This window comes from Rhizorhabdus sp. GW822-FHT03C02 (genome assembly GCF_058801765.1).
The window spans coordinates 206066-212917 of sequence record NZ_JBXANN010000012.1 but is presented as its reverse complement, the minus strand read 5'-3'; the positions used below and the strand labels follow the sequence as shown (position 1 = coordinate 212917).

At 67.7% G+C, this 6852-nt stretch carries 6 protein-coding genes; 4 read left to right on the top strand and 2 right to left on the bottom strand.

Translation table 11 applies throughout. The features are described 5' to 3' along the window. Positions 1-85: 85 nt before the first annotated feature. Together AC1RM6_RS24650 and AC1RM6_RS24645 are read right to left on the bottom strand one after the other, a co-directional pair. Positions 86-898 carry an IclR family transcriptional regulator gene (locus AC1RM6_RS24650; protein WP_493106169.1) on the bottom strand — a complete coding sequence of 271 codons (813 nt, stop codon included), beginning with the start codon at positions 896-898 and terminating at the stop codon, positions 86-88. A gap of 64 nt (positions 899-962) precedes the next feature. Beyond that, on the bottom strand, positions 963-1967 hold the full coding sequence (locus AC1RM6_RS24645) for an LLM class flavin-dependent oxidoreductase (protein WP_493106167.1): 1005 nt from the start codon (positions 1965-1967) through the stop codon (positions 963-965). 225 nt (positions 1968-2192) lie between these two features. Between AC1RM6_RS24645 and AC1RM6_RS24640 the strand changes: the two genes are divergently transcribed. From AC1RM6_RS24640 to AC1RM6_RS24625, 4 genes are all read left to right on the top strand, one after another. Then, entirely contained in the window at positions 2193-3290 is a 1098-nt protein-coding gene (locus tag AC1RM6_RS24640; protein WP_493106164.1) for an AraC family transcriptional regulator, read from the top strand. A gap of 27 nt (positions 3291-3317) precedes the next feature. Next, positions 3318-4409: an AraC family transcriptional regulator gene (locus AC1RM6_RS24635; protein ID WP_493106162.1), complete on the top strand. Its 1092-nt coding sequence runs from the start codon at positions 3318-3320 to the stop codon at positions 4407-4409. 106 nt (positions 4410-4515) lie between these two features. Continuing rightward, on the top strand, positions 4516-5436 hold the full coding sequence (locus AC1RM6_RS24630; RefSeq protein ID WP_493106160.1) for an SDR family NAD(P)-dependent oxidoreductase: 921 nt from the start codon (positions 4516-4518) through the stop codon (positions 5434-5436). Positions 5437-5581: 145 nt separating this feature from the next. Next, a complete protein-coding gene (locus AC1RM6_RS24625) occupies positions 5582-6829 on the top strand; it encodes an MFS transporter (RefSeq protein WP_493106158.1) in 1248 nt (415 codons plus the stop codon). The last annotated feature ends 23 nt before the right edge of the window (positions 6830-6852 follow it).

Below are 6852 nucleotides of genomic sequence, written 5' to 3'. Positions count from 1 at the left end.
GCCCATGCCAATGTGTTCACCATGTCTCCGAACGCTGTTCACCTTGTACCCGGTCCATACACGGAGGCCGGGGCGACCAAATAAGCTAGCCCCCGACGCCCACCCGCCGGCTCGTCACCCGGTGCCCCAGGCTGCGCGAGATCGCGGTCGCCTCCGCCGCCACCAGCCGTGCCAGTTCGGCGAGACGGTCCTGGAGCCGCGAACTCGGTGCGGCGACGATCAGCGCGCCGATCACGATCCCGGCGGCGTCGTGGATCACCGCGGCGGTGCCGGTGACCCCGTCGGCCGCCTGGTCGATCGTCTGCGCGACCCCGGTCTCGCGGGCGGTGACGATCGCTTCGGCCAGCCGCGCCCGGTCGATCTCGGTCTCCCCGGTCAACCGGTCGGGACGCAGGCGGTTGAGATAGGCGGTCAGATCCTCGACGCCGTCCTGCGCGAGCAGCACCCGTCCGCCGGCGGTGCAATAGAGCGGCCGGCGGTCGCCGACCGACACCGCGAAGCGCACCGTGTTGCGGCTTTCGATCACGTCGACATAGGTCAGCGTCTCGGCCTCCTCGTCGCGCACCCCGAACAGCACGGTTTCGCCCGACCGGTCGGCCAGCCGGCGCATGCCGTCGCGGACCAGGTCCGACGACTGGAAGCGCCGCCGCGCCTCCATCAGCGCGCTGCCCAGCCCGAACGCGCCCGGCCCCAGCCGATAGGCATTGTCGGCGGCGACGACGAAATCCTCCTCGGCGAGCCCGCGCAGCAAGGCTGCCATGCTGCTCTTCGGGGTGCCGAGGATGCGGCTGAGATCGGCCAGGCTGATCGGCGCGGGGCTCGCGCACAGCGCGTCGAGGATCCGGATCACTCGAGTGACCGACTGCGGGGAATTCACGCGCCGATCGTCGACGGGCATCGTCTGTCACTCTCCATTGCTGGCGCGCGGTTGCCGAACATCATGGGCCCGCCCGTCCGGCCTCTCAGCGAAAGGCCGGAATGACCTCCCGCGCGAACAGCTCTGCATATTCGACGAACCGGGCCGACGGAAGGCCCGGCGGGCGCATCATCATATAATGCTCGATCGGCATCCGCGCCTGCATCGCCCGGAACATGTCGATCGCCTGCCCCGGGGTCAGGATCTGCAATATGCCGCTCGTCTTGAACGCCTCGAGCGACATCGGCGCGAGCACCCCGTCGACCCCCGACGCCTTGTCCTCGTTGAGCCACACGCCATAGCTGTTGTTCACATGATGATAATAAGGCGCCAGTTCCTCCATCGCCGCCTTCGGATCGGCAGCGACGGCGAAGAACAGCCCCTGGATGCGGATCCGTGCCGAGGCGGGATCCTTGCCCTGGTCGCGCAGCTTGTCGATATATTGCCCGCAGACATCCTCGTTGCCGAAATAGCCGTCGGCATATTTCGCGACCCGTTCGAGCGCCTTTTCGGCGAAGCCGCCGATATAGAGCGGGATCTGGCCGCGCGGCGATGCCGGGCTGATCGACGCATCCTTGACCGAATAGAAGCTGCCGTCGAAGCTGACGGTCTCGCCCGCCCAGAGCCGGCGGACGATCTCGAGGAACTCGTCGAACCGGCGGCCGCGCTTGGTGAAATCGACGCCATAGGCCTCGGTCTCGCGCCGACGATAGCCGATCGCCAGCGCCATCTCGATCCGCCCGTTCGACAGGATATCGAGCACCGCACAATCCTCGGCGAAGCGCACCGGGTGGTAGAGCGGGGCGAGCGCCACCGCCGAGCCGAGCCGGATCGTCTTCGTCCGCGCCGCGATCGCCCCCAGCGTCACCAGCGGCGACGGCATATAGCCGTCCTCGGCGCGGTGATGTTCGGGCACCCAGGCGCCCTCGAACCCGACCGTTTCGCTCCACGCGATCAGATCGAGCGTCTCCGCATAGAGCTCCGGCCACGGCCGGTGCCATATGGCCGGGTTCCTGAAGTCGTAGAGATAGCCGAAACTCAGCCTTGTCATCCCGCTCTCCCGCTTTTCGTCTTGGACCGACGATCGTCATTGCGTCCGGTCGGCGCACGCGTCCGAATCCCGGATGCTTCCCCTGCTAGACGCGATGCCGGCCGCCGTCTTGATGCCTGCCGACATCGACCCGGCGATTGACGACGCCTAAGCGGCGCTTCGGCTTGTGACACACTGTGCGCACAGCTATCTTTTTTGCAGCAGGATCATCCGGAGAAACAGCGCGTGGAAGGGAGGTTCAGGTCCCAGGGGCAGCCCCCGTCGAGCCTCGACGCCGAGACCGGTTTCGAGCTGGTCCACGCCGATACGCTGCGGCTGTTTCCCGAACTCGTCGCCGAACTGGGCGGCGATCCCGATGCCTATATGCGCCTCGCCGGGCTCGATCGGTCGATCCTCGCCCGCAACGCCGCGCGGGTCAGCTACCGGTCGATGATCGAACTGCTCGAACAGAGCGCGGCGCGGCTGCAGCGGCCCGATTTCGGCATGCGCCTCGCCGCGCGCCAGGGCGGCGGCAGTGTGTTCGGCCCGATCGGGGTGGTGATGCGCAATTCGGGGACGTTCGGCGACGCGCTCGCTTATGTCGCCGACCATATCCACGCCTACAGCCTCGCCGCCAGCCTGCGGATCGAACAGGACCGGATGACCGGCCGGGTGCTGGTCGGGTTCGACATCCTGCTCGAAAATCTGCCGAACAAGAGCCAGACGATCGAGCAGTTGTTGCTGCTCGCCCATCTCAACGCGCTCGAGATCACCGAGGGCCGGGCCCGGGTGCGCGAGGTGCGCTTCCGTCATCAGCCGGTGTCGCCGCTGCGGGTCTATCGCGACTATTTCGGCTGCGACGTGCGCTTCGGCCAGTCGACCGAGGGCATGATCTTCGACCAGAAGGATCTCGACGCCCCGGTGATCGATCCCGACCTGCAGCTCCACGAGATGGCGACCTTCTTCATCGACGCCAATTTCCCGGCGGCGGTCGCGCCGATGCATGCCCGGGTGCGCGGGCTGGTGATGAAGCATCTCGGCGTCTCCGACTGCAAGATCGACCGCATCGCCGACGAGCTGTGCCTCCATCCGCGCACGCTCCACCGCCGGCTGAAATATGAGAACAAGTCGTTCGAGGACATCAAGAACGAGGTCCGCCGCGACATGGCCCGCTATTATATCGAGCAGACCGATATCGCGTTCAGCCAGATCTCGGAGAAGCTCGGCTATTCGGAGACGTCGGTGCTGTCGCGCACCTGCCTGCGCTGGTTCGGTGCCTGCCCGCGCGAGATGCGGGCGCAGGTCCGCGGCGAACAGCCGCGCGAGCTGGAACTGGTCGATTAAGCGCGGTCGCTTCCGGAGCGGTGGCTGATGTCGGTCGCGAACCAGATTTCCCGCAGGGCATCGGGCGCACCCGCGATGGTACGGGTCGACGCGCTGCGCAAATTCGCCGAGGTGGTGACCGCGCTCGGCGGCGACCCGCACGCGCTGCTGGCCCGATACTGGATCGACCCCGCCATATTGTCGCGGCCGCATGCGGTCGTCCCCTATCTCTCGCTGGTCAAGCTGCTCAAGCAGGCGGCGATCGATCTCGACTGCCCCGATTTCGGCATGAGACTCGCCGCGGTCCAGGAGGGCGCCAAGGTGCTGGGTCCGCTCGAGGTCGCGATGCGCCACTCGACCAGCCTGCGCGCCGCGCTCGCTTATTGCGCCGCCCATATCCAGGTCTACAGCACCAGCACCAGCATCGCGCTGACCGAACGCCCCGACGGGGCGGCCTTCCTGCAGCTCCAGATCCACCTCCCCGCGTCGCTGCTCAATCCGCAGTCGGTCGAACATGCGCTGCTGCTGATGCAGCACAGCTTCGCCGAACTCACCGGCGGCCGGGTGCGAGCGCGCGAAATCTGGTTCACCGGAGCCCCGGTGTCGCCGCCGACGACCTATGAGGCCTATTTCGGATCGCCGGTGCGGTTCGGCCAGAAGGCCAATGGCGCGCTGCTGACCAGCCCCGATCTCGATTGCCCGGTGCCGGGCGCCGACACCCAGCTGCTCGAGCTCGCGACCTATTTCATCGAGGTCCATTATCCGCCCGACGACGACGATCTGAGCGCGCGCGCCGGGGCGCTCGTCGAGCAGCTGCTCGAGGAAGGACGCTGCACCCCCGACGACGTCGCGGCGATGCTCGGCATGGGTGCGCGCACCTTCCAGCGGCGGCTCAAGGCCGAGGGCAAGTCGTTCGAGGACATCCGCAACGCGGTCCGGCGCGACATCGCGCTGCGCTATCTGCAGCATTCGGACCTGCCGCTGATCCGCGTCGCCGAACTGCTCGGCTATTCGGATGCGTCGGTGCTGACCCGCAGCTGCCATCGCTGGTTCGGCGCCTCGCCCCGTCAGCTGCGTCAGGGCAAGCTCGCCGACCCCGCCGACGGACCGTCGCCCGGGCGCAGCATTTTGTCGGCATAGATCAAGTCGCACCGGCCGAAGCGGGTTTTCGCCAAGCCCTGTTTTCGGGCAAGGTCGCGCCAACCAGCGGCGCCCGCCTTCGCGCCCGATATCGAGAGGACTGCCCATGACCGAGCTGAGGTTCGACGATCGCGTCGCGGTGATCACCGGCGCCGGCCGCGGCCTCGGCCGCGCTTATGCGCTGCTGCTGGCGTCGAAGGGAGCCAAGGTCGTCGTCAACGATCTCGGCGGCAGCCTGAACGGCGACGGCGTCGATGTCGGCCCGGCCCAGCAGGTCGTCGACGAGATCCGCGCCGCCGGCGGCGAAGCCGTCGCCTCGACCGATTCGGTCGCCACCCCCGAGGGTGGCGCCGCGATCGTCCGGACGGCGATCGACACTTATGGCCGGATCGACATCCTGATCCACAATGCCGGCAACGTCCGCTACGGATCGCTGCGCGAGCTCAGCGTCGAGGATTTCGAGGCGGTGCTCGACGTTCATCTGCGCGGCGCCTTCCATGTCGTGCGCGCCGCCTTCCCGCTGATGTGCGACGCCGGCTATGGCCGCATCGTGCTGACCTCGTCGATCGGCGGAATCTACGGCAACAACCGGGTGGTCAATTATGGCGTGTCGAAGGCCGGCATGATCGGCCTGTCGAACGTCGCCGCGCTCGAAGGCGAGGCCCACGACGTCAAATGCAACGTCATCGTGCCGAGTGCGGTGACCCGGATGGCCGAGGGAATCGACATCAGCGCCTATCCGCCGATGGATCCCGACTTGGTCGCCCCCGCAGTCGGCTGGCTCGCCCATGAGGCCTGCTCGATCAGCGGCGAGATGCTGGTGTCGATCGCCGGTCGCATCGCCCGCGCCTTCATCGGCGAGACCCCGGGCGTCTATCGTCCGAACTGGACGATCGACGAGGTCAACGACGAGATCGGCGCGATCCGCAACGCCGACGAACCCTTGATCTTCGGGCTCCACGGCCATGTCGACCATATCCGCTACAGCTTCGCGATGGCGACCAAGGCGAACGCCGGCGGTGCCTGATCGTCGCTTGTGCAGAAGCGATCGCACTATGATCGATTTTCATATGAGGGCCGCGTCGGAATGCGGCTAAGGCCGCTCCAGCCGTCGTTCGACGGACCACAAGTTGCGTCGCGTCCGCCGGCGCCTGGACAGGAGATGGTTCGGATTGGCCGACAAGCACCCCCTCGCCTTCCCGGACTTCCGTAACTTCTGGATCGCCCGCTTCTGTTCGACCCTCGCGCAGAACTGCATGGTCATCATCATCGGCTGGCAGGTCTATGACCTCGCCCGCTCGACGATGGCCCCGCGCGAGGCGGCGCTCCAGCTCGGCATCGTCGGCATCGTCCAGTTCCTGCCGCTGTTCCTGCTGACCCTCGTCACCGGCTGGACCGCCGACCGGGTCGACCGGCGCCTGATCGCGCGCCTGGCGATCGCGCTGCAACTCGTCTGCGCGGGGCTGCTCTGCTGGCTCAGCGCCAGCGAGCGGGCGACGCTGCATGCGCTGTTCGCGGTCGCCAGCCTGCTCGGCGTCGCCCGCGCCTTCGCGATGCCGGCGCTCGGCGCGCTCGCCTCGAACCTGGTGCCCACCCCGGTGCTGCCGCGCGCGATCGCGATGAGCCAGCTCGCCTCGCGCTTCGGCGCGATCGCGGGGCCGGCGGCGGGCGGCTATCTCTACACCTGGGCACCGGCGATGCCCTATGCGGTGAGCGCCGGCCTCTATGCGATCTCGCTGCTGTGCGCGCTGCTGATCAAGCCGATCACCCGCACCGTGATCGAAGGCTCGCGCAACCCGTGGCGGCAGATGGTCGACGGTCTCCATTATGTCCGCCAGAACCGGCTGGTGCTCGGCGCGGTGTCGCTCGACCTGTTCGCCGTGCTGCTCGGCGGCGCGACCGCGATGCTGCCGATCTTCGCCTATGACATATTGCGGGTCGGCCCGTCGGGGCTCGGGCATCTGCGCGCGGCCTCGGCGGTCGGCGCCACCGTCACCGCCTTCTGGTTCTCGCATCGGCCGCTGCGCCATAATGTCGGGATCAAGATGCTGGTGTCGGTCGCGGTGTTCGGCGCGGCGACCATCGTCTTCGGTCTGTCGCGGTGGATGCCATTGTCGCTCGCCGCTCTCGCGACGCTCGGTGCCGCCGACATGCTGTCGGTCTATGTCCGCCAGTCGCTGATCCAGCTGTCGACCCCGAACGAGATGCGCGGGCGGGTCGGCGCGGTATCGTCGTTGTTCGTCTCGGCCTCGAACGAGCTCGGCGAGGCCGAATCGGGCTTCCTCGCCGCCGCGATCGGCCCGACCGCGGCGGTGGTCGCCGGCGGCGTCGGCGCGATCATCGTCACGATATTGTGGGCGCGCTGGTTTCCGGTGCTCCGGCTCGCGCGCAATTTCGACCATCTCGACCGGCGGCCCTAGCTAAGAGCAGGGCCGCCGATCCC